The organism is Flavobacterium sp. C3NV (genome assembly GCF_046825355.2).
In the GTDB taxonomy this organism is placed as follows: domain Bacteria; phylum Bacteroidota; class Bacteroidia; order Flavobacteriales; family Flavobacteriaceae; genus Flavobacterium.
This window is the reverse complement of sequence record NZ_JBKQBJ020000015.1, coordinates 145,945-168,691: the sequence shown is the minus strand read 5'-3', so window position 1 is coordinate 168,691 and position 22,747 is coordinate 145,945. Positions and strand designations below refer to the sequence as shown.

The 22,747-nt window shown below is 38.1% G+C and carries 23 protein-coding genes; 9 read left to right on the top strand and 14 right to left on the bottom strand.

The genetic code is table 11. The annotated features are described in order from the left end of the window. Nucleotides 1-31 precede the first annotated feature (31 nt). Together ACIDC4_RS19565 and ACIDC4_RS19560 are read right to left on the bottom strand one after the other, a co-directional pair. Nucleotides 32-256: a hypothetical protein gene (locus ACIDC4_RS19565; protein ID WP_412044044.1), complete on the bottom strand. Its 225-nt coding sequence runs from the start codon at nt 254-256 to the stop codon at nt 32-34. A 120-nt stretch (nt 257-376) separates the two neighbouring features. After that, on the bottom strand, nt 377-616 hold the full coding sequence (locus ACIDC4_RS19560; protein ID WP_412044043.1) for a hypothetical protein: 240 nt from the start codon (nt 614-616) through the stop codon (nt 377-379). Between the two features lie 226 nt (nt 617-842). Here ACIDC4_RS19560 and ACIDC4_RS19555 point away from each other — a divergent pair, with 226 nt between their 5' ends. Next, complete coding sequence (locus ACIDC4_RS19555) at nt 843-1,091, top strand: hypothetical protein (protein WP_412044042.1); 249 nt, start codon at nt 843-845, stop codon at nt 1,089-1,091. 423 nt (nt 1,092-1,514) lie between these two features. Here the strand turns inward: ACIDC4_RS19555 and ACIDC4_RS19550 are convergent, their stop codons facing one another. From ACIDC4_RS19550 to dinB, 7 genes are all read right to left on the bottom strand, one after another. Beyond that, a complete protein-coding gene (locus ACIDC4_RS19550; protein WP_412044041.1) occupies nt 1,515-3,890 on the bottom strand; it encodes an ATP-dependent helicase in 2,376 nt (791 codons plus the stop codon). A gap of 150 nt (nt 3,891-4,040) precedes the next feature. After that, complete coding sequence (locus tag ACIDC4_RS19545; RefSeq protein ID WP_412044040.1) at nt 4,041-4,268, bottom strand: hypothetical protein; 228 nt, start codon at nt 4,266-4,268, stop codon at nt 4,041-4,043. After that, on the bottom strand, nt 4,255-4,461 hold the full coding sequence (locus ACIDC4_RS19540) for a DUF2188 domain-containing protein (RefSeq protein WP_412044039.1): 207 nt from the start codon (nt 4,459-4,461) through the stop codon (nt 4,255-4,257). The genes ACIDC4_RS19545 and ACIDC4_RS19540 overlap by 14 nt, the downstream gene beginning before the upstream one ends. Nucleotides 4,462-4,465: 4 nt before the next feature. Continuing rightward, nucleotides 4,466-4,672: a DUF3606 domain-containing protein gene (locus ACIDC4_RS19535; RefSeq protein WP_412044038.1), complete on the bottom strand. Its 207-nt coding sequence runs from the start codon at nt 4,670-4,672 to the stop codon at nt 4,466-4,468. Nucleotides 4,673-4,786: 114 nt separating this feature from the next. After that, the gene (locus ACIDC4_RS19530; RefSeq protein ID WP_412044037.1) at nt 4,787-5,407 is read right to left on the bottom strand and encodes an alpha-ketoglutarate-dependent dioxygenase AlkB family protein; all 621 of its coding nucleotides are present in this window, start codon (nt 5,405-5,407) and stop codon (nt 4,787-4,789) included. Nucleotides 5,408-5,463: 56 nt separating this feature from the next. Beyond that, a complete protein-coding gene (locus ACIDC4_RS19525) occupies nt 5,464-8,520 on the bottom strand; it encodes a DNA polymerase III subunit alpha (RefSeq protein WP_412044036.1) in 3,057 nt (1,018 codons plus the stop codon). A gap of 10 nt (nt 8,521-8,530) precedes the next feature. Further along, a complete protein-coding gene (dinB, locus tag ACIDC4_RS19520; RefSeq protein WP_412044035.1) occupies nt 8,531-9,715 on the bottom strand; it encodes a DNA polymerase IV in 1,185 nt (394 codons plus the stop codon). A gap of 323 nt (nt 9,716-10,038) precedes the next feature. On the opposite strand from dinB, the gene ACIDC4_RS19515 reads away from it, so the two are divergent. Next, entirely contained in the window at nt 10,039-10,494 is a 456-nt protein-coding gene (locus tag ACIDC4_RS19515; RefSeq protein WP_412044034.1) for a response regulator, read from the top strand. Between the two features lie 381 nt (nt 10,495-10,875). Here ACIDC4_RS19515 and ACIDC4_RS19510 read toward each other — a convergent pair whose 3' ends face one another. Next, nucleotides 10,876-11,772, bottom strand: coding sequence for a helix-turn-helix domain-containing protein (locus ACIDC4_RS19510; protein ID WP_412044033.1), 897 nt, complete (start codon nt 11,770-11,772; stop codon nt 10,876-10,878). Between the two features lie 286 nt (nt 11,773-12,058). Here ACIDC4_RS19510 and ACIDC4_RS19505 point away from each other — a divergent pair, with 286 nt between their 5' ends. From ACIDC4_RS19505 to ACIDC4_RS19495, 3 genes are read left to right on the top strand one after another with little or no spacing between them, the layout of a single operon-like run. Then, nucleotides 12,059-12,469 (top strand): cupin domain-containing protein, encoded by a 411-nt coding sequence (locus ACIDC4_RS19505; protein WP_412044032.1) that lies wholly within the window; start codon nt 12,059-12,061, stop codon nt 12,467-12,469. A gap of 10 nt (nt 12,470-12,479) precedes the next feature. Then, nucleotides 12,480-13,220, top strand: coding sequence for a carboxymuconolactone decarboxylase family protein (locus tag ACIDC4_RS19500; RefSeq protein ID WP_412044031.1), 741 nt, complete (start codon nt 12,480-12,482; stop codon nt 13,218-13,220). 11 nt (nt 13,221-13,231) lie between these two features. After that, entirely contained in the window at nt 13,232-13,675 is a 444-nt protein-coding gene (locus ACIDC4_RS19495; protein WP_412044030.1) for a putative quinol monooxygenase, read from the top strand. 124 nt (nt 13,676-13,799) lie between these two features. Here the strand turns inward: ACIDC4_RS19495 and ACIDC4_RS19490 are convergent, their stop codons facing one another. Then, nucleotides 13,800-14,024 (bottom strand): hypothetical protein, encoded by a 225-nt coding sequence (locus tag ACIDC4_RS19490; protein ID WP_412044029.1) that lies wholly within the window; start codon nt 14,022-14,024, stop codon nt 13,800-13,802. A 729-nt stretch (nt 14,025-14,753) separates the two neighbouring features. On the opposite strand from ACIDC4_RS19490, the gene ACIDC4_RS19485 reads away from it, so the two are divergent. After that, on the top strand, nt 14,754-15,311 hold the full coding sequence (locus tag ACIDC4_RS19485) for a hypothetical protein (protein WP_412044028.1): 558 nt from the start codon (nt 14,754-14,756) through the stop codon (nt 15,309-15,311). Between the two features lie 520 nt (nt 15,312-15,831). Here ACIDC4_RS19485 and ACIDC4_RS19480 read toward each other — a convergent pair. The 3 genes from ACIDC4_RS19480 to ACIDC4_RS19470 all read right to left on the bottom strand — a co-directional run bounded on the left by ACIDC4_RS19480 (nt 15,832) and on the right by ACIDC4_RS19470 (nt 19,339). Then, nucleotides 15,832-16,677 (bottom strand): GNAT family N-acetyltransferase, encoded by an 846-nt coding sequence (locus ACIDC4_RS19480; protein WP_412044027.1) that lies wholly within the window; start codon nt 16,675-16,677, stop codon nt 15,832-15,834. Nucleotides 16,678-17,315: 638 nt separating this feature from the next. Further along, on the bottom strand, nt 17,316-17,552 hold the full coding sequence (locus tag ACIDC4_RS19475) for a DUF6965 family protein (protein ID WP_412044026.1): 237 nt from the start codon (nt 17,550-17,552) through the stop codon (nt 17,316-17,318). A 1,118-nt stretch (nt 17,553-18,670) separates the two neighbouring features. Next, a complete protein-coding gene (locus tag ACIDC4_RS19470) occupies nt 18,671-19,339 on the bottom strand; it encodes a response regulator (protein WP_412044025.1) in 669 nt (222 codons plus the stop codon). Between the two features lie 314 nt (nt 19,340-19,653). On the opposite strand from ACIDC4_RS19470, the gene ACIDC4_RS19465 reads away from it, so the two are divergent. The 3 genes from ACIDC4_RS19465 (at nt 19,654) to ACIDC4_RS19455 (ending at nt 22,743) form a co-directional block, all read left to right on the top strand. Next, a complete protein-coding gene (locus ACIDC4_RS19465; protein ID WP_412044024.1) occupies nt 19,654-19,872 on the top strand; it encodes a hypothetical protein in 219 nt (72 codons plus the stop codon). A 162-nt stretch (nt 19,873-20,034) separates the two neighbouring features. Next, complete coding sequence (locus ACIDC4_RS19460) at nt 20,035-21,954, top strand: ATP-binding protein (protein WP_412044023.1); 1,920 nt, start codon at nt 20,035-20,037, stop codon at nt 21,952-21,954. 267 nt (nt 21,955-22,221) lie between these two features. Continuing rightward, the gene (locus ACIDC4_RS19455; RefSeq protein WP_412044022.1) at nt 22,222-22,743 is read left to right on the top strand and encodes a UpxY family transcription antiterminator; all 522 of its coding nucleotides are present in this window, start codon (nt 22,222-22,224) and stop codon (nt 22,741-22,743) included. Nucleotides 22,744-22,747: the final 4 nt, after the last annotated feature.

The following is a 22,747-nucleotide window of genomic DNA, read 5'->3' as shown; positions in this document are numbered from 1 at the left end:
AAGTAATTTTTGCAAAAAAGAAATTTTAAATTTATTTCATCTTTGCTTTAATAAAATCATCCAATACATGCTTTACTGAAAGTGCAAGATCCCCGGCTATCAGGTTTGTTTCGAGAATGTATTGATCTACATACTCATCAGAAGCTTTTTCAATGTTATTGAGTTTTTTAACCTGGTCTGGCTCACCGGAAAGAAGGTATTTATTTTCTAGCCAGGCTTTAAAATCTTTTTCGAATTGTTGTATCATATCGTCCATTGTGGTTTGGTTTTTAAATAAAATTAAAGAATAAGTTTTTAAAGAGAAATCATCAATTTATAATCTTATAGAAAAAGTAGTGGCCCTTCGCTGAAAACAATGGATTGATGATCCGTATTTCTACAAATTATCCAGATGTTCGGCTGCACTTTCCGTAGTGCCGTCACCCCCTGAGTTTTCATTGGAACCCTTTTCAAATTTACCGGGCTCATAACGTTTGGGATCTGTTGCTGATTCATCGGGCCTTCCGGGCCCTGTACTGGTTTCTTTTTCAGCTTTCACGTTGTTTTGCGCATTTTGCTGATTATGAAAAGGACATTTCTGAAGTTCTTCGGCGCTGTAGTATGGCAAATTATCCATGATTATTTATTTAAGTAGTTAATACGCTTAAAATTAAAACTATAGCATCAATTATTTTTATATGAAAAAGCGGAATTCTTATCTAATTTTCATTCAAATGCGGCTTCGTTTTTGATCAAAAAAAACCAAGTTAAATTCCCATATTGAAACTAAATATTATTTATTATTTATTATTTTTTATATTTGATATGAAATACCAAAAACATATTATTTTAAATTATTGGCAATGGAAAAGGGGATGAAGCTAAAGGTTCGAAAAGAACTCGACGGCAGGCAGCAGTCGAATATTATTAAATTAAAAGGAAGTCTGATCTCAAAGGGCTACACGGAGATCATACATATTTTGGATCAGGATGATGAATTCCATATCAATTCATTTGACATTGAGAATGGAACGGGCATTGAAGTGCGTGAATTTATTACGGCATTTATTGCCCGGGAGCAGCTTGAGGACAGTGTTTCTATTTTTAGTTAATTATGGTTTGCTTAATTTTAAGCAACCTTTAATAAAAGTATAAAAAGGCGTGCTTTTCAATGAAAGTGACGCTTTGATTTTATAGGTGATAGTAAAATAGCAGGAAGAGGATATTTAATATTATCTTTCAGGAGCTATTCCCGCTATTCGTTCCATCCGGGCGCTGGCGAATTGGCAAAGCAAATCAATTTTGCCGAACCAGTGTGAATTGTATATAATATTATTTAGAGCTATTCCGCTATACGTTCCACCTGAGCGCTAGCGAACTGGCGAAGCAATCTTTTGTGCCGAACAACGGCACAAAAGGATTTCCACTTCTATCGGGGCTAGGGTTGCTGAGGAGCCCGTTTTGTAAGTATAACAAATAACCGGCGCCGCTGGCCAGAGCTTTAAAGGAACAAGTTATAGATAGAAATTTTACTTTTAAAACTTCCACCATTTTTTATTCTTATCCTTAGAAGTATCAGTGTTGTTTTCAGTGAATTCTTTAAGTGGGACCGCCTTTTTATCTTCAGGCAATAGCTCAGAAAAAGGATCTGACTGGGTATTGTCATCTTTGTCAAAGGGATTTTCCTGGGACTTCAAATGGGATTGTAAATCCTGGGTAGAATCAGCATGATCCTTCTCATTGGCTTCTGACGTGGAATCGTCGTCTATTTTTTTAAGGAAGCGGAAATTGAAGTCTATTGGCTTTTCTTTGCCGATTTCAAAAAAGTTGATTGTATATTGGTTTTTATCCAGGTTGACTGCCTTGATTCTCCCTTTTTTTAATACCTCATGGAAGACCAGATCCCCGACGCCAAAAAGCTCCTTATTTTCAGCATCGGAGTTTCTAGCCGGTACTTTAGCAGCCTGCAAAATTTCAGGGCTTAATTTGCCTTTACGGATGTAAAACTCCTCGCTGATTTCAAAAAGAAAACGCGATGGATATTTATTGAGCCCCGTGGTGAAATTATATCCTTCGGAATCTGTAATGTAGAATCTTTTCTCGGCCCGCGTCACCGCAACGTACGTAAGCCTTCTTTCTTCCTCAATGGCGCGGCTTCTTCTCTCTTTGATCGACAGTGCGCTTGGCAGCACGCCTTCAGTGAAACCGCAAAGAAATACATAGGGAAATTCCAATCCTTTTGATATATGGATAGTCATCAGCTTTACCTTATCCTGGTTTTCATTATGGGTGTCCAAATCAGTATACAGCGCTATTTCCTGCAGGTATTCCTCGACATTGATAGGTTCTTTGTTTTCTTTTTCAAGCAGGAGCATGGAACTCACCAGCTCCTTGATGTTTTCCAATCGGTCCTCATCACCGTCTTTGCGGTACAACGCGGCCAGTCCGCTTCTCTCTAGTATCTCTTTGACCAGATCCGATATGGATTTTGTTTTGGCAAGCTCCTTTAGCTCAGCGATCAAATCCAGAAATTCAGCGGCCCCTTTTTTGGACAGCTCCTTGTCGGTGATGTTTTGCTCAAGTGCTCTCAGAAGCGAAAGGTTCTGTTCGCGTCCCAGATAACTCAGGCGCTGGATAAACTTCTTGCCGAGACCCCTGGAGGGATGGTTGAGCATACGAAGAAATGAAATGTTATCGCCCGTTACAATAAGGCGTAAAAGAGACAAAACATCCTTGATTTCCTTTCTTTCAAAGAATTTAACACCGCCAAAAATGGTATAGGGAATATTTTCCTTGATCAGTGACTGCTCTATGTTCCTGGAGATATGATTGGCACGGTACAGTATGGTAATATCAGAATACTTTGCCCTTTCGGTTTTAATGATCTCCTTGATCTCCGAGGCCACCCACAGGGATTCCTCAAAATCATTTTTGCCGTGAAAGTGGACCACTTCAACTCCTTCGGGCTTTTCGGTTATCATATCCTTATCGACCCTTATTTTATTGTTTTTAATGATGTGGTTTCCAACTTTCAGGATGTTGGGCGTAGAGCGGTAGTTCTGGTTCATGATAATTGTTTCACAGTCTGGGAACATCTTGTCAAAATCCACCAGGTATTCGGGTTTGGCACCGCGCCACTCATAAATGGTCTGGTCGGGATCCCCAACGACAAATAAATTCTGATGAATGCGCGAGAGCATTTCAACAAGCTCAAACTGGCTGTCGGAGCTGTCCTGGGCCTCATCAACCTGTATGTAATGCATATTTTCCTGCCATTTTACAAGCACCTCCTTAAAAGTAGTCAGGATATATACCGTGAAATGTATAAGGTCGTCAAAGTCAAGGGCATAATTCCGCTTCTGTTTATCGAGATATTTGTGAAACACCTTAAGCGATAGATTGTCGGTCTGCTCGTCCTCAAAACTTTTATTGGCCAGAATGTAGCTTAAATAGTCAGAGGTGCCTTTTGATTTGGAAATAAACTGCAGGACCTGCTTGAAAGTCAGGTTTTTGCAGTTGATCTCCAGCTCGTTAAATACCTCGCGAAGGATCGTCTTTTGATCTTCCGCATCGAGTATGATAAAATTTTTCGGATACTGAATTTTGTTGATTTCCTCGCGTAGAAACCGCACACAAAAACCATGATAGGTGGTAATAAGGCTCACATCATAAGTATCGCCTATGAGCATTTTTACCCTTTTTTTCATTTCCTGGGCTGCCTTGTTGGTAAAGGTCACGCAAAGTATGTTGGAGGAATTGATCCCAAGCCTGTCTACGATATAGGAAAACCTTGAGGTGAGGGCTTTTGTTTTTCCTGATCCGGCCCCGGCAATCACGCGCACATACCCTTCGGTAGTTTGCACTGCCTGAAGCTGTTTTTGGTTTAGGTTCTGTAAAATCGGATCAGTCATTGTATTTTGATTTGAAGAAATATTTTTGTTTTTGTAATGTATAAGGCTCATTTTCACACCTTGGGATAAAATCAAAAATCCTGAAAAGAATTTACCATAAAAATACTAAATTCTTTTCAAGATCTTCGGGTGTCATATAATACGCCACTGTTAAATATCCGACAGCTTGGAAGGGTCAGTGGCCTCGGCAATGCTTTTTCCCTCAGGATTGTTTTTTTTGTCTGAAGCATTATCCAGGTCATCTTCCTCGTAGTCATTAAGGCGGCCGGCTTCTCCGGTACCCGCTCCGGGCTGCAAGCTTCCCGAACCGCTGTAGGCACTGTTGGCATTTTCATTGTTATTTTCCTGGTCCTGTTGTGTTTGTTTATTCGTTTCCATGATTTTCAGTTTTATGAGTTTTCTCTTTATGGTTTTCCAAAAGCTCACGGGCCTGTTTGAGTCCGGTGGCTATGGCGATTCCTTCTTCTGCGCCGTCCTGAAGTAGGGCATTGGCAATCTCGACAGCCTTTTCGCGGAGTTCTGCGGGCTGGTTTTTATAGGATGGGGGATAATCCCCGTCGTACCACGGCATGATATTAGTTATTTTCTGTCAGATAATCCCTGACGTCATCCACCCTGGTACCTGCGGCCCTCACGGCACTTTTTAATGTTTCCTGCGGCACATTGAACTTTTCAGACCAATACTGCACCTCGTACGATTCATTGATATTAATCTGCGAATCATCTGCTTTTCCTGTTTTGGTTTTATCATCCATAATTTTTAAATTTAATAGTTTACCCAAAGTTACTTTATAAGCTCCCCCATCCTGTTATATTATAAATTAGGATTTTTACACGATTGCTATGACTGCCAGTAGTTTAAGGAGCTCACATCCTTTTGAAAAAAATTATGGATATTACTTTTCCTTTACCTGCCGAAAAGTGAGGTTGATCCTTGGCAGCACTTCCCTGGCTGTTTTGGGTACCTGATGCTCCCAATAGGTATTGGTATGTCCTGCCATAAGCAAAAAAGTACCGTGATGCAGGGGGATTTCAATCTGGGGGATGTGCTTTAGGAATTTATGGCGAAGACGGAACAACCTGGTTTCTCCAAAGGTTACCGAGGCGATGTTCATGTCCTTGTTGGTGCTGGTGGTTTTATCGCTGTGCCATCCAACCCCGTCACTGCCATCCCTGTAAAGGTTGAGCAGCACGGCATTGAACTGGATATTGGTATGCTGCTCCACACGCTCGCGGATCTGGAGCAGCTCTGAGGGCCAGTCGGGGTTTGCCTTACGCTCGGGCCTTCTTGACTCGCCGTACCATGTGATCATCCTGGGAGCCGTGACCACTTTGTCGTACATGGGCATTTCATATTCCCTCCACTGGGAATTATGGTATAAAAAATTATAGTAGTAATCGGATTCTTCCTTGCTGAAAAAATTGTCAATCAGCATTAGGTCCGCATCAGGGGCGTCAAAGATTCTTTTACCGCCATTGCCTGATGAAAAAATTTCAGTGTCATCAAATAGCATCATTTTCATAGGTTTTAATTATACACTTTTTACAAACTACAGAGCAAAAAAAGGCAATCCTAATTACTCATTTTAAGCCTTGGCAGGTTGATTTCATGTTCCTGCGGATAAGGCTGGCGGTCGGTCATGCTCACATCCTCGCGAATCTGCTGATGCACCGTGAACTGGCGCTCATCGGCATTGGAGTATCGGGGATCGGGTATAAAAGGCATCTTGGCCATTTTGGTTACCGTAATGGTCGGGAAATGATAGTCAACCTCCACATGGCCCAGCAGCAGGTAACAGCCGCCGCCCTGAAAGGGATATTCCTTGAGGGAGCTGGTAAAATGGGCCGTATCGAACATTTCACCTTCGGCATCAATCCAGGTACCGAAATACATGGCGCCCATTTTGGTAGGCACGTGTTTTCGCGAGATCAGATAGGCCAGCATCCGGACTGTTTTTTTATGGTGCGTGAGTAAATCCTTTGCCATGACATCGCCGCGGAATTTGGTCTGAAGCAGCTCAAAAGGGGAGCAGGAAACCGGAAAACTCAAAAGCTCGATCTCATCAAAGGCATCTTCAAATTCGGAGCGGGCAAGCTCGGGAAGCGCATACTCCTTAACGGGCTCCTGAAGCAGCATGAGCCCCCGGTTCTCGGGTTTGAAGTTCACCAGGATAAGCCTTGCAATGACCAGCAGCTGGTTTTTTGTTTTTCCGGTAAAACCGAATGCGCCGATAAAAATCAGGATCTGCAGGGACTCAATACCAATTGGGATACGGTTGATGAAATCTTCCAGTGATTTGTAGGGGCCGTTGCTCTCGCGCTGCTGCTGTATCAAAATGGCTGTTTTGGATTCCAGGCTCTGCAGGTGCATAAAGCCCAGATAGACGTCTTTGCCGTAGAGTGTGGTTTCCAATTCGCTTTTGTTCACGCATGGATTGTGGATGACAGCCCCTGACATCCTTGCCTCATGCACGTAGACTTCGGTGCGGTAAAATCCGCCCTGGTTGTTGATGACCGCCACCATGAATTCTATCGGGTAGTGCACTTTAAGATAAAGGCTCTGGTAGCTTTCCACGGCGTACGATGCCGAGTGCGCCTTGCAGAAGGAATATCCGGCAAAGGATTCAATCTGGCGGTAGATTTCCTCACTGAGCCTCTCTGGATGCCCCTGCGCGGTACAGGAGGCAAAGAAATTGTCCTTCACTTTCTGGAGCGCTTCCTTGGAGCGCCCTTTGCCCGACATGGCACGGCGCAGGATATCGCCGTCCGCCGCCGGAAGCCCGCCGTAATGCAGGGCGATTTTGATCACGTCTTCCTGATAGACCATGATTCCGTAAGTTTCTCCGAGCTGCTGCTCAAACACAGGATGGAAGTATTCGAATTTATCGGGATGGTTATGGCGGAAAATATATTCCTTCATCATTCCACTTTGGGCCACACCGGGACGTATGATAGAGGATGCCGCTACCAGTGTCTTGTAATTGTCGCATTTGAGCCTTCTAAGCAGTCCTCTCATGGCAGGGCTTTCGATATAAAAACAGCCGATAGTGCGGCCGATTCCCAAAAACGCATTGCAGGCGGCCTCATTTTTTGAAATGGCCGTGTCTCGGATATTCAGGCGGATACCGCGGTTTTTTTCAATGAGTTTGACGCTGTCATCAATATGGCCGATACCCCTTTGGCTCAGGATATCAAACTTTTCAAGACCGATGTCCTCGGCTACATGCATATCAAAAAGCGCAATAGGAAAACCCTTGGGAGGCATTTCCAGCGGGGTGTAATTGGTGATGGGCTCTTCGGAGATCAGGATCCCGCAGGAATGCATGCTTCTCTGGTTGGGATATTTCTCGAGCATCATCCCATACTGCTGTACTTCCCTGACCACTTTATTGGTGGGGTGCAGGGTCATTGGGTTTTTGGCCAGCGTGTCGAGCTCTTCCTTGGGAAGCCCGAAAACTTTACCTACTTCCCGAAAGATCGATCTGTATTTAAATTCCACGTTGGTACCGCAGAAAGCCACATGGTCATAACCGTAACGCGAGAAAATATATTCCAGGATCCGGTCGCGCTCTTTCCAGGACCAGTCAATATCAAAATCCGGCGGGCTTTTGCGGTTCAGGTTCAAAAACCTTTCAAAATATAAGTCCAGTTCTAAAGGGCAGATATCGGTAATGCCCAGGCAGTAGGCAATAATGCTGTTAGCGCCGCTGCCGCGCCCTATATGCAGGAATCCCTGCGAATTGCTGAAACGGATAATATCCCAGGTAATGAGAAAATAGCCGCTGAACTCGAGCTGGTCAATGACCTTAAGCTCCTTGAACATGCGGGATTTGGCCTGGGCATTGTTTTTGCCATAGCGCCACTCCAGGCCCTGCTGCGCCAGGGTACTGAGCAAATTGATATCGTCTTTTCTGTTATTGGTGTAAAATTTTTTGTTTTTCGGCGCCTGAAAATCAAATTCAAAATGGCATCCGGCCATTATTTTTTCGGTATTGGCAATGATCTCTGGGTATTCTGCATAACAGGTGATCAGCCTTTCGGGCGGGACCATTATTTCGGTTTTCCGGCAGTAATCTGCCGGGGAAAGCCTTGATAAAATGACATTCAGGTCAATAGCGCGCAGTATTTTATGCAGCTGGTATTCTGTTTTGGTGCGGAACGTTACAGGCTGGAGTATGACCATTTTATCTGTTTTGGTTTTCCAGTCCGTGAGGATGAGTCTCGGCAGCTCTTCGGGGCGGATTCCGATAAACTCGTTTTCCTTTAAAGCAGCAGGCACGTTCTCCAGGGGATAAATCACAAACACATTTTCAAAGTCAGGGGCGTAGGTTGGCAACGGGGTTTTCTCAAAATTATGACCGGTCAGAAAACGGTTCATTTCGGCGAGCCCCGATGCATTTTTAGCAAGGCCTATAAAGCGGAGCTGGTTTTCGCTTCGGAGTTCCATCCCAATAAGGGGTTTAATGCCCGCGGACTGGCATCCTTTTATAAAATCATAAATTCCCGTCACGGTATTAATGTCGGTCAGTGCCATGGCACCCACACCGCAGGCGGCGGCCTTGGATATCAACTCCTCCAGGGGAATGGTACCGTAGCGCAGGGAGTGGAAGGAATGACAATTGAGATACATCTGCTTTGGTTTATTTATCTTTTCGTTTTAAAATTTCATTTTTATTGTTGGGTTTGAAAGATGCCCCGGCGCAGCGCATCACCGCATCAAAACCATAACGGCTTTTCATCCGGTCCATGGCCTGGTAGAGCGAGAGCATTTCCTGGGTATCCTGGAAAAGATCGATCTGGTAGGTACCGCGTACCAGACCGCTAAAGCGTACCCCTATAAGGCGCAGCCTCATTCGGCGCTGGTAGAGCTTTTCAAACAAATCAACAGCAGTCTGGGTCAGGATATGATCGGCCGAGGTGTACTGGACGCGGCACTGCTTGGTTTCGGTATCAAAGTTGGCATAACGGATCTTGATGGTAACAGTCGAGGTAAGCCACTGCTCGGATCTTAGCTGAAAGGCCAGTTTTTCCACCATTCCCAGGATCACCCTTTTGAGTCTGTCCATATCAATGGTGTCCTGCTGGAAAGTATGCTCGGTGGATATCGATTTTCGCTCGGTATAGGGTTCTACCGGATTATGGTCAATCCCGTTGGCTTTTTTCCAGAGTTCGATCCCGTTTTGCCCGATCATCTTCTGCAGGGCCTCAGCGGGCATTTCAGAGAGGGTTTTAATGGTCCTGATTCCGATCCGCGAGAGCAGCTGGAAGGTTTTTTCCCCTACCATTGGTATTTTCTGAACCGATAAGGGATTAAGGAATTGCTGTACCATGTGTTCGGGTATTTCCAGGTTCTGTTTTTGTTTGCCTTCCCCGGTTCCTATTTTCGATACGGTCTTGTTAATGGACAGGGCAAAGGTGAGGGGCAGGCCTGTTTCTTTTGTGATCGTATGGGCAAGTTCGTTTGTCCATTTGTAGCTGCCATGGAATTTGTCCATCCCGGTAATGTCCAGGTAAAATTCATCAATGCTGGCTTTTTCCACCACGGGCGCTTTTTGCTGAATGATCTCGGTGATGTCATGGGAAAGGCGTGAGTATAATTCCATGTCGCCCTTCATGATTTTAGCCTGAGGGCAAAGCTTCATGGCCATATGGATGGGCATGGCTGAGCGCACACCGAATCGTCTGGCTTGATAGGAACACGAGGCCACAACACCCCTTTCACCGCCGCCAATAATGAGCGGAATCCCGTCGAGTTCGGAATTAGTCAGTCTTTCGCAGGACACGAAAAACGTATTCATATCGATATGTACAACCGCCCTTTCCATAGTCTTCTTCTTTTATATAAGACAAAATTATTACAGATTGTAACAAAAAGTAAAGCACGGTGTGTTCTAATTTATAACAAATTTGTATAATCATATTTTTCGTACATCCTTACAGCCTGTAAACAGGGGGAACTTTGCTGAGAAGGGATACATTAGTAAATGTTAAAAAATATTTTTTTAATGTGTTTTTTCCTAATTTGAATTATCTTTAGGTTCCAAAATCAAAATTGAATATCATTTTGCAGTTTTAATAATTGCGCAGGCCCGTTAGTTTGGAATACCGTTTATCCGAAGTAGTTTTCTTTAATGTAAATTTTAGTAAAATGGCGTTTGAAAAATACAATTCCCAGAGATTTATTTACCTGGCCGATGACGACAGCGATGACAGGGAGTTCTTTGCTGATGCGGTTCTTGAAATTGACCCCGATGTTATTTTAAAACAAGTCCCGGACGGGATGCATTTAATGGACAGCCTGCTTGCTCTTTCTCTCTCAGAGCTTCCCGAATTTATTTTCCTTGATATCAATATGCCCGGCAAATCAGGACTGGAATGCCTTGCTGAGATTAGAAGCTGCGAAGGAGTGCTGAAAAAAGTAAATATTGTGATGCTCTCCACAAGCAGTGATCCTGAAAACATCCAAAAAGCTTCTGAACTCGGCGCTACATTCTACGCGGTAAAGCCAAGCTGTTTTGAGAGGCTCAAATCCCTGCTTGAAGAGGTGCTTTCGATGAATCTTGTTGGGACTGTCAGCGAAAAGAAAAAGTTTCTTTTGGTTTAGTTTTTTTTTTTTAGTTTAGATAAGTTAAGTTAAGTTAAGTTAAGGCTGGCCATAAGTACTTTTATAAAACTTCTCGTTATAAAAAATGCGGTTTACTTAACAGGGGGTTTATTTTAATACTTTTTTTTGGAGCTTTTTCCCGCTATCCGTTACAATCTTTTGTGCTGAACCCCGGCACAAAAGGATTTCCACTTAACACGAGCGAAGCGAACTGGCGAAGCAATCGGGGCTAGGGGAGCTGCGAGCAAGAAAGAAAAAACTGTTTGTGCCGCCAAGCTGTATGCCCTGAAGTTAAAACTTTAATCATTTGATCTGCCAGAAAATCTATTAATCGAAAGTAAAATTAGAAAATGCTTTTGCAATACCTTTATTTATTACAAGTCAATTGGCGTTTTTATATTCATTGGGCGTCATCCCTGTTTTTTGTTTAAAGAGACGCGTAAAGTGCTGTTGATATTTAAATCCCAGATCATCTGCTATTTCATTTATCGATTTAGCAGAATCAGACATTTTTGCTTTTGCCTGTTCAATTAGTTTGGACTGGATGTATTCTAATGCTGTAGTGCCTGTTTCTTTCTTTATCAGATCACCGAAATAATTGGGTGATAAATGAAGCTGTTCTGCACACCAGGAAACACTTGGCAATCCATTTTTTTTTGGCATTTCAGACTTGAAATAGCTATGGAGTAAATTTTCAAAACGAACCAAGATATCTTTATTGATATGGGTACGGGTAATAAACTGCCGGTCATAATAACGCATGCAGTAATTTAGGAAAAGTTCAATATTGGAGACAATCAAGGTTTTACTGTGTTTGTCGATATTCAAATCAATTTCAACTGCAATCTTTTCCAGACAGTCATTTATTGTTGTTCTTTCTTTTTTTGATAAATGAAGCGCTTCATTAACTTCATACGAGAAAAAAGAATACTCTTTTATGTGGTTTCCAAGGGAGGTGCCGGCAATTAGATCAGGATGAAATACGAGGGCTTTTCCGGCAGGTTTTATAAGCTTGCCTTTACTGTCAATTCCGTAAACCTGACCGGGGGCTATAAAAACCAATGTGCCGTCTTCATAATCATAAGGCTGGCATCCATAGCGTATATCCCCGCAGTTTATGTATTTTAGAAAAACGGCATAAACACCCATATATCTTTTAAAGTATTGATACGTTGGTATTTCATCAAAATTTACAACACTTACCAAAGGATGCAGTGTCTCAACACCGACAGAGTCATTGTATTGCTTAACGGTATCTATCCTCTCGACTTTTTCCATAACCTGAAAATTATCAGACAAATTTAAATAAACTAATTTATCCGGCTGTACTTGAAAACCAATATCAGTAAAAGTGGTAAATAAATCAGTATTCTGTCTACATGCAGAACAAACAATAGTGATGAAATTTGCATTGAAGGTAATTTCCTCTTATAAGAGTTAGATAAAATTTGATAATTATAATATTGTAAAGATGGAATCTATGAAAAAAATCATAAGGAAAAGACTAATTTTAGGACTGTTAATAATGCTCACAGCATGCAATAATAAATTAATTCAACAAAAAATGAGTACAGAAAACGCAACTTCGCTTTTTGCGAAAGGTGAAAAATTAACTAACGGATATTTTACCGGAGACGCTTATTTACAGCTATTATTGCCAAAAGATAAAAATAACGATTTTGTAATTGGGAGCGTGACATTTGAAGCAGGAGCAAGAACAAACTGGCATACACACCCAAAAGGACAAGTTTTGATAGTTACAGAAGGAGCAGGCCTGTACCAGGAAAAAGGAAAACCTGCGCAATCAATTAAAAAAGGCGATATTATAAATATACCCGAAAATACAGAACACTGGCACGGCGCCTTAGCGGGCTCAAAAATGGTTCATATTGCCATTACAAATTTTAAGGGAGAGGTCAATGCCGTCTGGTTAAGTCCGGTAACAGATCAAGAGTACTCAGAAGCAAATAAATAATCTTGGAAAAATGAAAAAAGCAGCTATTCTCAGCAGTTTATACCTTACAATTCTTTTAATAAATAGCAACATAATGAACGCACAAAATAAAAATGAAGGCAGTACAGTTTTAAATACTCATCAGCAAAGCATGGCAAGTATAGCCGCATTGTCAGCAGTTGGAAATATCCAGCAGCTTAAAACGCACTTAAATACAGGTCTTGATGCGGGACTTACAATTAATGAAATTAAGGAAGCGCTGGTACAGCTTTATGCTTATTGTGGTTTCCCACGCAGTCTTAACGCCATCACTGCATTTATGGAAGTCCTTGAGCAAAGAAAAGCCAAGGGAATCAAAGATGCAGAGGGAAGGGAAGCATCCCTTATTGCCCAAACAGCTGATAAATATAATATTGGAAAAGAAACACTGCAGAAATTAACAGGTCGGGAAGAAAAAGGACCAAAAACAGGAGCGAGTGCTTTTGCGCCGGTAATTGATGTTTTTTTAAAAGAGCATCTCTTTGCCGATATTTTCAGTCGTGATGTACTGCATTACTCCCAGCGTGAATTGGTAACCATTTCCATACTCTCAGCAATGCACGGTGTAGAACCTCAATTGCAGGCGCACATTTCAATGGGATTCAATACAGGAATTACAGAGGGACAAATCAGCGAATTAAGTGCAATTATTGAAAGACAAATTGGAAAAGAGCAGGCCGGAATACTTAAAAAAGTGCTGGAAAAAGTGATCCAGATAAATAAAGAGCAATAATAAATTATTATATGACAAAGTCTATCCACAACCTTCACGGCATTATTTCAAAAAGTCATTTTTTGTATTTAATATTTATAATGACAATTTTTACTTCCAATATTATGTCGGCTCAAAACAAAGATATTATGGTCCGTATTTCAGAAATTGAAATTTATCCTGAATATTTATTACAATATAAAGCGATACTAAGAGAAGAATCTTCCGCTTCGGTAAAGTTAGAACCGGGTGTCTTGGCAATCTTTCCCATGTTTGAAAAAAAAGATTCAACCCAGATAAGGATCCTGGAAATGTACCAGGATCAGGACGCTTATCAATCCCATTTAAAAACACCCCATTTTCAAAAATATAAAACAACCACAGTTAAAATGGTCAAGTCATTAAAGCTGGTTGACATGAATGCAATTGACCCCGAATCCATGAAAATGCTGTTTCGGAAAATGAAACAGTACTAAATTCGAAAGACTGAAAATTAATACTACGCCTTATAAATAAAAAAGCCAGGAACTAAAAAAAGCCTGCGAAATGCAGTCATTTCGCAGGCTTTCTCTTTGGATATTGTTTCGCTAGGACGAAATCTTACTCCTCGTCATCTTCATCGGCTTCGGATTCGTCCAAAGTCCTTCTGTCCGCATCGTCATGGTCCAGTTCGGTAGGCTGGTGGTCTGCTGATCTTTCATCGCTATAATGCTGATTGATGGCCGGATCGGTGTGCTCCATGGTTTCCGAGTGGATGGATTCTTCTCCCATTTGATAGGTACTATCGTCCTGATTGTACGTATCATAGTTTTCTTGTGGTATCATAATTTTTTAATTTAAATGGTTTGTAATTGCTTTAAAGTCCTTCTTTGTGTTTCGGGCTTTTTTAAGCTTTGCGAAGAAGGTAGTATAAAATTAAAAATTAGGGCATGGATTAAATTACAATCTGATTAAGTTTAATTATATTATTTTCAGGTGGTTATGCTTGTTTATTAGTATTATAGTGAACTTGATCGTGTTTTTTTTTTGATGGTTATCAGATGTGACGGTATCGCCTTGGGAGTAATGATGTAAAAATGGACAGAATGCTGTAAGGGTTGACTTAATCAAGTTTTGAAAATTCTTGCCGGAATCTAATTGAGTGATCATTTATCGTTAAGTGGTTATAGTGGTACTTTTCAGGAGCTCGTCCCGCTATCCGTTGCAATCTTTTGTGCCGAACCCCGGCACAAAAGGATTTCCACTTCACACGAGCGAAGGGAACTGGCGAAGCAATCGGGGCTAAGAATTGAATCCATTTTTTATTTTTTGGCTTTTAGTTTTTTACTACTAATTCATAAGCTGCAACATTATTAATTCTACAATATTGGTTGCCTACCTGCTTGATTATCTGATAGCTATTTTATAAATGGAAATCATTATTCTGTAAAAAAAATGTTTTTATACTTTTTACATTTGATAAAGGACAAATGCAGGCAAGCACGGCAACCGCAAACTTGCTCAGGGCACTCCTTTAAAAAAAAACAATCCTAAAAATTTAATTTAAAAAATAAAATGATGAATTCAGACAAACCGGAAAATTACGGTCAGGATGACAATAATTTTCAAAACGCAGACACAGGTAAAAAGGGACAGCAACAAGCTTCCTCCCTTAAAGATCAACCCTTTACAGAGAATGCCGAACCCGATTACGGAAGTGATCTGAGTACCGAGGAGATCAGCAGGGAATCCGCTCACCAAGATAAGCAGGATAGCAATATTCCCAATTCAGACCTACAAAGCAGCGATACAAACGGTAATCCTTATGATTCAGAGAATCTTGACAATGAATCGGATAGTGAATCCAAAGATATAACCGAGAAGGACATTGAAGAGGATCTTAGAGATAATGATCCGTCTGAAGGTTTTGAAACACAAATTGATACTTCTGAGAGCGATGAGGCTGAGAGTGACCCCTTTACAACCATTGAGCCAGATCAGGACAATCCTGTTCGCAAGGAATTCGAAATAGGGGAACTTGGCAACCAGGAGCTTCAGGAAGATGAACGCACTAGGGATGAATCGCGTAATGGTACACCGGGCAATACTAAACCTTCCCAGCGAAAATTTTAAGGTACCAGATTTGATGCCAATAAAAAAACCGTTATTTATTTTAACGGTTTTTTTTATGGAACTGTGGGATTACTCTGCTACTTTTCGCTATAATTGATCCCATTTGCTCAAATCTGTTATAGGCAGTATATTTTGTATTTCGTTAGTGAGGAGTTTCTCTTTCCAATTATTAAGAGCTTCAGCATTGTTTCCAAAATTAGACTCTGTATCAAATTCATTAAGGGCTTTATCCCTGGCATCTAAATGTTTCTCTATAATTTAAAAGCAGAGAATCTGTAAGGGGCGAATATTTGAGAAAACACCTGGGATTATAACTCCTGATAAGTAGTTACTCGCTACATTAATAAAGCTTTTGCTGCGTTCATACGTGCAAAACGATATTATTGTACTCTCCACTGGAATAAATCCCAAAACACTCAAAGGGCATTAGAGCCTGATTGTCTTATTATAAGTAGGGGCTGTCTTAACAGTACGGGAAACTTGGTTTGGATGTCCTGCAGCGATCAGTAAGCGCTGGTTTTTACTTCAAAGGAAATTCCATTTCATATTGTTTAATGAAAATATTCATTCCTATGGTTTTCATGAAATGTAGTGTTTCTTTCGAAGTATTTTCAATATTTGTAGCAGAAACATCCTTTCCATAATTTTTTGCGATGTGTTCTAAAAGTTGCCGGCCAGCTCCTTTTGCTCTGTGATTTTTGTCAACTGAAAGTTGGTGAACTCTTTTTAGTTTGGGATTAAAAATCGTGTATCCTAACAATTTTTCATTATCATATATTCCCAGAGAGATATTGTAGTTTTTCAGTTTTTCAAGGGGTGTAATCGAATTTTGCCACGATGGTTTTAAGTCCCAAAAGGATTGAAGTTCTGGCCAATTATACACTTCCAATTTGCGAATTTCAAAATCATTTTTTCTATTGGTTATATTGATTGCTCCTTTATAACAATTCAATTCCCGGATAGTTTTGAACCCTATGTTCTTATAGGTTTTTATTGCACGCTCATTTGTGGTTATCACTTCAAGCAACAACTTGTCAATATCATTTCCCTGCAAAATGGGTAAAGCATGTTGGTACATTTTCTCCGTTAATTTAGCTCCCCTTTTTGTTGGAATTACACCTGTTGCTGCATTATAAGCAATTTTCAATTGGTCAACAAGGTCATAGCCGTGAAGTATGAAAGCAATTAATTGATTATCCTGGAAAGCGCCTACGGAAAATTCAAGGGTAATACTGTCGCTTTTTATTTTATCTTCGAGTTGTTCTTTTGTCAGGTAAAACGGCACTATGTAGTCTGAGAATGATAAATTGAAAACTTCTAAAAGTTCTTCGATCGCAATGTTCTCTAATGTTTGAAAGGTAGTCATGAAATTAACTGCTAAGATGTGTTGGCTTAAAAATCAACATTGGCTAATTTTTTTGAACCTGTTTTTTGTAAATATACTCCATTTAAGGGGATTGAAAAAGTGGTTGGATTAAAACTTAGTGTTAATGCTATCTCATTTTGATTTTTGTTGAATTATTCAAAGTATTTCCGGTTTTGCAAAAAAATGTTGTTGTACAACAGTTCCTTACTAGCGAGAGTTTATTTAGTCTTCTCTCATTTTCCGGGTATATTTTATCGAATTTTCAGCTTCTCTCTAAAGAGATCAATACCTTACTCAGGGAAGTTTGATTCTTTATGTAATGAGTTTTTCCAATACCATAATAGCCATTTATTATTATAGTGCAATTTTTATCTAGTTCAAGATATTGTTCAGTTCTATATGTTATTTCGTCGTTCCTTTAGTAAGTAATGCTAACTAATTTTTTAGTTGCGCAGCAATAGCTATGAATGGTTATATTACTTGTCTGACTGCTGTTTTTGCTGTAGGTGGAAATCAGTTTGGTTTTAAACCTGGATTGATCCAGTATAAGCAATTGCCGGGAAAATCTGGACCAGGGTAGGTCCATCACTATTTAGTAAGCATAAAGAGGCGTTTAAAGCAGGGCTGCAAATTTCCGGCTATTCCGATTGATTCTCGCTTTTAGTTTCCTTTGAACCTCGTCTTACCAGTGTATAAAACTCTTTTAAATGCCACCATGCAGGGCACATCTCAAGGTCTCCTTTATAATGGTATATGGTTAGGAAACAGCTTTTAAGGAAAAGCTGGGAATCTGTGATTCTCGCCCATGGCTTTAACTCCACTTCCTGGGGCGGGGGAGTGGCTTCAAAATAGCGTTTTATTTCTTCTGGGGTCATGGGGCAAAATTAGGTAAAAAGTTGAGGTTTGTCAAGGGTTTGGCGGGTTTACTGATGAATTATTTTTACTGTTTTGGAGGTGTTTCTTTTAAGCATATTGATACTCATGTAATTGCCGCCGAAATGCATCCAATTGATATTTTCCATTATTGGAGAATCTTTGGTGTTGTGAAAATATTGCTCTCTTTTAGGAGCTTTTTCCCGCTATACGTTGCACACGAGCGCAAGCGAACTGGCGAAGCAATCTTCTGTGCCGAACACCGGCACAAAAGGATTTCCACTTCTATCGGGGCTAAGGCTGATGATCAGCCCTGTTTTGTTTTGGAGAACTGCATATTGGAACCCAATTGTTGTACTTGTAATCAATACTCAATTTTTGTTTTTAAAATACCATCAGCCGCAATTCTTTCACAAAGCTGCTATTGCTTCCAGTCAAAAAAACAAATAATGTGTTCGGCTGCAGAAGCAGAAGATCAATCAACAACCAAAATACAGGGACCTATCTTGCAATAAAATAGGATTATAAAATTTGTAATTTATTTACTTAAATAAAAGGTAACAGCTGTGAATCAGTTGTCTTACTTTTCCTGCGACTATTTTGACTATTGTTGAAATCAGCTGCAGATTCGAACCTAATGTTTTAAGTTGTTGAAATATTGTGATTTACGTTTTTCAACTTGCCGTGTGCCACGATTCTGCCACAAAACTTAGATTGGTGAAATATCTTTAAATACCGCCTTAACTTTTTGTGGCAAAAACGGTATCCACTCCATTGACAAAATCTTACGAACTTTGCTTCGAAAATTGATTAGGCAAACTAAGGAAAAATAAACTAGGGAAAGGAAGATTCAAAGCCATAGGTTACCGACTGAAGGCTTATTCCAGCACTTTTATTAAACGACTGCAGTACAACTTCATTTTGAAGATATATAAATCTCAAAGTTGAATAATATGGGGTTTCTTTTTTGTGTTAGTTTTATAGCATGCGGCATAACCTTTATTATTAGAGAAATGTAAATTTAATCAGCGTCTGGCTATTCATAATATTTAGATCTAAAAATAAAAAATCAATTTGCCTTGAATTTGATGTATATAATAAAAAATAATTTATTTTACAATTATAATAATCCTAAGTTTTTAGCTTTTTCTATTAAATCTTTATCGCTTCCTTTTCCTTTTAGTAACTGATCTTTAATGTTTGCTTTTCTTTTCTCTATAGCGCTCATCGAAAGAGGTATATAATCCGGAAGATTTACCGTCTTTACTCCTTCAGAAATTAAGATTAAAATTTGATTATCATGGTTGTCCCAATTTATATTTTTCTTAAATAGTTCTCTTTGGGATTCTATTATTGTAGGACTTCTATATATTGTTCCTTGAATAATATTCTTGCAGATTATCGAAAATAATTCAAAGTTGATATCACTTTTTGCTACAAAACCCTCAGGCTGTATTCCCTTTATAATTTTGTCTACAGTCAAAGGTTCACTTCGCATTGTAAGAAGAACTATTTTACAATTAACAAATTTTTCTCTTATTAAAGATGCCAAATCAATACCACTATTAATATTCATTTTTTTGTAAGGAGGCATATTAATGTCAAGTAAAGCAAAATCTATATTGATATTTTGCTTGAAGTGAAACATGATTTTATTATAAGCATCTTCACAATTATGACTTTTTGTAAAGGTGGGCGGATTTTCTTGAAATTCACTATCCGACAAAAGGTTAACATAACTATCCATGGTCATAGGATGGTCATCAACTATCAAAATATTTAGGTTCATAATTTATTTGGAATTCTATTGAGAACAAATCTAATAAAAATATTACGGACTTTACGTACAATTTTTCGAATCAGTTTTTTTTTACTATTAAATAACTTAGGAAAATTTTAGTTTTTGTAAAAAAGAGCAAGTATTATAGGCCATTCGTCATTAAATTGTAAAGTTTAGGGTTTATTGTTATGTATTGATTAATAGATTGTTATTGATTTGTTTTTTTTTAAGTATGTAAGTGTAATATTACGGATTTACCGTAAATGACAATTAAGTATTCGCTGTTCTTTTGTTAAAATAAATAATCAAAAACAAACTTTTTTATGAGAAACAAATTGCAAATTTTAGGATTACTTTCTTTAGCTTTATTAACTTTTTCATGTTCAAATGATGATTATGAAATTCAGGATGCTAAAAGCAACAATCTAAAAGTTAAATCAACAGATAGCTTAAAAAAAGAGTTAAATGAAATTAAAACTGACTCAATTGGAGTAAATAGACCTTTTGGTGAACCAAATAATCCAAAACCTCCAAGATCATAAAAGACAAATTAGAGTATGTAATTTATTTAAAAATTACATACTCTTTATATGTTTCAATATAGTATATTTGAAACTGTTAAAAATAATTTGATATTGAAAACTCCTTCCAGAATTATACTTTTTTTCTTCCTCGTATTTTCTTTTTTTTCATGTAAAAAGAATGTGAGTATCTTATTTGATAAAATTCATATTAATGAATTATCAGAAAGTAAAAAAGAATATTATCTGGATTCTATAGTGGTTTTATTGAAAAATAGGAAAAACGATTCGGGTACCAGAAATCTTTATTTAGATATTGCTTCGGAATATTATTATCTCAATAATTTAAAAAAATCTTTAAGATCAAGTTTCAAGGCCTTGAATTTATCTACTCAGGTTAATGATAGTATTCGAATGGCAAAGGCATCTTACTTTGTTGGAGATTGCTACGAAAATTCTAAAAAAGACAGTGCCTATTTTTATTATTTAAAAGCAGAGAAAATATACTATGCAGTAAATGACTATGACAATGTAGCGAGAATGTTGTTTAGCAAAGCACGTGTTTTGTTTTATGATGGTAATTATATAGAATGCGAAATTGAGGTGTCAAAAGCATTGCAGTATTTAAAAGAATCTGGAAATCATAAATTGTTATATTCTTGTTACACCTTAATGGGAAACTGCTTAGAGAAGTCATTAAATTATAATGAGGCATTAAGATATCATAATCTGGCGTTGACAGAGATAAAAAAAATGCAAATTACAGATGATGTCAATAATTATAATGTCATCTCAATTATTAATATTTGCAATTTATATGACCTTCAGGGACAGTATTCAAAATCTATAAAAGAATTACAAGGTCTTGTTACTGATGATTTAAAGAAAAAATGGCCAAAATTGTACGCCAATGTTCTAAGTAATCTGGCTTATTCTAAAATGAGGAATGGAGATTATAAAAATGTTGAATCAATGTTTTTAGAATCTCTGAAAATTGTTGAGAGTATTGGAGTTGAATCAGATGTCTTGTATAAAAAGATTTATATAGGCGAGTATTATTTAACTCAAAAAGATACGCTAAAATCAATTGAAAATCTAAAAGAAGCGAATCAGCTTGCAAATAAAATTAAAAATTTTAATGAGGTTTTGACTTCATTAAAACTGCTCTCAAAATTAGATAAAAAGAACAGGTTATTTTATACCAATAAATATATTAAAGTAAGTGACAGTATTAATGTATCTCAAAAAAACACTCATAATAAGTATGCCAGAATTGAGTATGAAACTTCAAGGATAGAGGATGAAAATAAAGTGTTGACAAAAAAGAACTTTTACATTTTAATTATTTCATTTGGACTAATTTTGTTATTGGTAATAATCTTTGTTTTAAGATATTTAGAATACAAAAATAAAGAGTTACAGTTTGTAAAGAAACAGCAAAAAGCGAATGAAGAAATATATCAGCTGCTGACTGAGCAGCATGAAAAAATAGATGTTGCAAAAGAGAGTGAGAAAGCTAGAATAGCAAAAGAATTACATGATGGTGTAATGAATAAAATTTATGGTGTTAGAATGAATCTAGGTTTTTTTAATTCTAAAACAGATGCAGCAATAATTGAAAAAAGAAAAGTATACATATATGAGTTGCAAAACATTGAGAATGAAATTAGAACTATATCACATGACTTAAGTCGAGGTTCTTTTTTTGAAGGAAATGATTTCAATGTATTGTTATTAAGTTTAATCGAAAATCTAAGAGATATAAGTGGTACCCAGTTTAAGTATATAAATGAAGAAACTTTTGATTGGTCCACAATTCAAAATATATATAAAATAAATTTATATCGTATAATTCAAGAGGCTATTTTAAATATTAATAAATATGCAAATGCAGAAAATTGTGAGGTAAGAATTCAGTTGGAGGATCACAATCTTTTAAAACTGATTATTACTGATGACGGCAAAGGATTTGATATTAAAAGTAAAAAAAATGGTATTGGATTAAGTAATATGAAAGAAAGGGCAAATTCTTTAAAAGGTCAATTTAACATTGAATCGAAAATTGGAGAAGGAACAAAAATTGAAGTTACATTTAATTTTTAGAGCTTATCTATACCCAAAATTGAGCATTCTCAGCTAAGTCCATAATTTCAAATTCTTCATAAGATACTATTGATTACAAACAATATAATCAATAGTATTTCTTGCGCTACATTTAGAGTTATCCGCTCATTATTAATTGTTTGTACATTGGATATAAAAGCCCGTAATTTTTATATCAAAAGCCCGTAATTTTTAGATAGATGTTACTGTTATTTTCGTAACAGAGGATAGGGAAGCTATGTTTAAAAGCCTATACTTTATCTTATTATGAATGGAACTAACAATGGCTGGCATGTTCTATATGTTAAATCTCGCCATGAGAAAAAAGTATACGAAGCGCTTAAAGATTTATCAATAGAAGTTTTTTTGCCTTTAGTAAAAGAACATCGCAAATGGAACGAAAGGAAGGCAGTTGTTCAAAAGCCGCTTTTCCCGTCTTATGTTTTTGTATACATTAATTCTTCACTCAATTTTTACAAAGCACTGTCAGTAAACGGGGCATGCATGTATATTCGTTTTGGAATGCAGTATGCTAAAATTTCTGAGGAGGAAATTAATAAAATTAAGCTTCTAATTGGTAAGGAATATATTACCAACATAGAGACTAGTTCTATGGTGTTAAAAATTGGCGATTTAATGGAGATTACAGATGGTCCGCTTTCGGGTTTCAACTGCAAAGTTGTAAAAATAAATAATGAACATAAGATCATTGTTCGTATAGAATCATTGCAGCAAAACATAACTGCGACTATCCCAGCCAGCTTCTTGTTTAATAAACTAACGGTATAAAATA

What these genes read in the sequence shown, in the direction of transcription:
- ACIDC4_RS19565 (WP_412044044.1), bottom strand. Translation starts at nt 256, where the DNA reads ATGGACGATATGATACAACAATTCGAAAAAGATTTTAAAGCCTGGCTA.
- ACIDC4_RS19560 (WP_412044043.1), bottom strand. Translation starts at nt 616, where the DNA reads ATGGATAATTTGCCATACTACAGCGCCGAAGAACTTCAGAAATGTCCT.
- ACIDC4_RS19555 (WP_412044042.1), top strand. Translation starts at nt 843, where the DNA reads ATGGAAAAGGGGATGAAGCTAAAGGTTCGAAAAGAACTCGACGGCAGG.
- ACIDC4_RS19550 (WP_412044041.1), bottom strand. Translation starts at nt 3,890, where the DNA reads ATGACTGATCCGATTTTACAGAACCTAAACCAAAAACAGCTTCAGGCA.
- ACIDC4_RS19545 (WP_412044040.1), bottom strand. Translation starts at nt 4,268, where the DNA reads ATGGAAACGAATAAACAAACACAACAGGACCAGGAAAATAACAATGAA.
- ACIDC4_RS19540 (WP_412044039.1), bottom strand. Translation starts at nt 4,461, where the DNA reads ATGCCGTGGTACGACGGGGATTATCCCCCATCCTATAAAAACCAGCCC.
- ACIDC4_RS19530 (WP_412044037.1), bottom strand. Translation starts at nt 5,407, where the DNA reads ATGATGCTATTTGATGACACTGAAATTTTTTCATCAGGCAATGGCGGT.
- ACIDC4_RS19525 (WP_412044036.1), bottom strand. Translation starts at nt 8,520, where the DNA reads ATGTATCTCAATTGTCATTCCTTCCACTCCCTGCGCTACGGTACCATT.
- dinB (WP_412044035.1), bottom strand. Translation starts at nt 9,715, where the DNA reads ATGGAAAGGGCGGTTGTACATATCGATATGAATACGTTTTTCGTGTCC.
- ACIDC4_RS19515 (WP_412044034.1), top strand. Translation starts at nt 10,039, where the DNA reads ATGGCGTTTGAAAAATACAATTCCCAGAGATTTATTTACCTGGCCGAT.
- ACIDC4_RS19510 (WP_412044033.1), bottom strand. Translation starts at nt 11,772, where the DNA reads ATGGAAAAAGTCGAGAGGATAGATACCGTTAAGCAATACAATGACTCT.
- ACIDC4_RS19505 (WP_412044032.1), top strand. Translation starts at nt 12,059, where the DNA reads ATGAGTACAGAAAACGCAACTTCGCTTTTTGCGAAAGGTGAAAAATTA.
- ACIDC4_RS19500 (WP_412044031.1), top strand. Translation starts at nt 12,480, where the DNA reads ATGAAAAAAGCAGCTATTCTCAGCAGTTTATACCTTACAATTCTTTTA.
- ACIDC4_RS19495 (WP_412044030.1), top strand. Translation starts at nt 13,232, where the DNA reads ATGACAAAGTCTATCCACAACCTTCACGGCATTATTTCAAAAAGTCAT.
- ACIDC4_RS19490 (WP_412044029.1), bottom strand. Translation starts at nt 14,024, where the DNA reads ATGATACCACAAGAAAACTATGATACGTACAATCAGGACGATAGTACC.
- ACIDC4_RS19485 (WP_412044028.1), top strand. Translation starts at nt 14,754, where the DNA reads ATGATGAATTCAGACAAACCGGAAAATTACGGTCAGGATGACAATAAT.
- ACIDC4_RS19480 (WP_412044027.1), bottom strand. Translation starts at nt 16,677, where the DNA reads ATGACTACCTTTCAAACATTAGAGAACATTGCGATCGAAGAACTTTTA.
- ACIDC4_RS19475 (WP_412044026.1), bottom strand. Translation starts at nt 17,552, where the DNA reads ATGACCCCAGAAGAAATAAAACGCTATTTTGAAGCCACTCCCCCGCCC.
- ACIDC4_RS19470 (WP_412044025.1), bottom strand. Translation starts at nt 19,339, where the DNA reads ATGAACCTAAATATTTTGATAGTTGATGACCATCCTATGACCATGGAT.
- ACIDC4_RS19465 (WP_412044024.1), top strand. Translation starts at nt 19,654, where the DNA reads ATGAGAAACAAATTGCAAATTTTAGGATTACTTTCTTTAGCTTTATTA.
- ACIDC4_RS19455 (WP_412044022.1), top strand. Translation starts at nt 22,222, where the DNA reads ATGAATGGAACTAACAATGGCTGGCATGTTCTATATGTTAAATCTCGC.